The sequence below is a fragment of the Albidovulum salinarum genome (assembly GCF_025673475.1).
Classification (GTDB): domain Bacteria; phylum Pseudomonadota; class Alphaproteobacteria; order Rhodobacterales; family Rhodobacteraceae; genus Albidovulum; species Albidovulum salinarum.
The window spans coordinates 1-872 of sequence record NZ_JAOVQO010000069.1 but is presented as its reverse complement, the minus strand read 5'-3'; the positions used below and the strand labels follow the sequence as shown (position 1 = coordinate 872).

General features: G+C 61.2%; 1 protein-coding gene and 2 pseudogenes. All 3 read right to left on the bottom strand.

The window, feature by feature from the left end; genetic code table 11:
- A pseudogene (locus OEZ60_RS22155) lies at window positions 1-157 on the bottom strand (succinate--CoA ligase subunit alpha); the annotation flags it as partial.
- Between the two features lie 51 nt (window positions 158-208).
- The gene (locus tag OEZ60_RS22150; RefSeq protein WP_263341045.1) at window positions 209-478 is read right to left on the bottom strand and encodes a hypothetical protein; all 270 of its coding nucleotides are present in this window, start codon (window positions 476-478) and stop codon (window positions 209-211) included.
- Window positions 479-480: 2 nt separating this feature from the next.
- Window positions 481-872: pseudogene (sucC, locus tag OEZ60_RS22145) on the bottom strand (succinate--CoA ligase subunit beta); the annotation flags it as partial.

The following is an 872-nucleotide window of genomic DNA, read 5'->3' as shown; positions in this document are numbered from 1 at the left end:
CCGGCAGGCCGATATGGCTCTGGCCGCCCTTGCCCGGGGTGACGCCGCCGACCATCTTCGTGCCATAGGCGATCGCCTGTTCGGAGTGGAAGGTGCCCTGCGAGCCGGTCAGGCCCTGGCAGATGACTTTGGTGTTTTTATCGACAAGTACGGCCATGGTGTGGCTCCCTACATCAATTCGCGAGATTGTCGCGATGTTGTTCCATGTCTAATTCGCGATCTGCGTTATCCATGCCGCAATGCCCGTCACGACCAACCCCGCAATCATGGTGATGAAGCCGAAGGCAATCGCGAAGCCCGTCGTGTTTCCGTCTTCCCCTGCCGCGAGATCCGGCGGTATGAAGGAGGCAATTACGAGAACGGCAATGCTGAACGCAAGCTGAGCAGTTATGATAAGGCCCTGACGTTTGGGAGTCGGGTTCATCACGACTCCCACCAGTCCCGCCAATGCGGCGAGCAATGTCAGGCCCATTGCCATACTTACCCCTTCACCGCCTTGACGATCTTCTGCGCGGCATCCGAGAGGTTGTCCGCCGCGATCACGTTCAGGCCGGAGGTCTGGATGATCTCCTTGCCCTTCTCGACGTTGGTGCCCTCGAGCCGGACGACCAGCGGCACCTTCAGGCCCACCTCCTTCACCGCCGCGATCACGCCCTCGGCGATGATGTCGCAGCGCATGATGCCGCCGAAGATGTTGACGAGGATGCCCTTCACGTTGGGGTCCGAGGTGATGATCTTGAAGGCCTCGGTCACCTTCTCCTTCGTCGCCCCGCCGCCGACGTCGAGGAAGTTCGCGGGCTCGGCGCCGTAGAGCTTGATGATGTCCATCGTCGCCATCGCGAGGCCGGCGCCGTTCACCATGCAGCCGATCT

What these genes read in the sequence shown, in the direction of transcription:
- OEZ60_RS22150 (WP_263341045.1), bottom strand. Translation starts at nt 478, where the DNA reads ATGGCAATGGGCCTGACATTGCTCGCCGCATTGGCGGGACTGGTGGGA.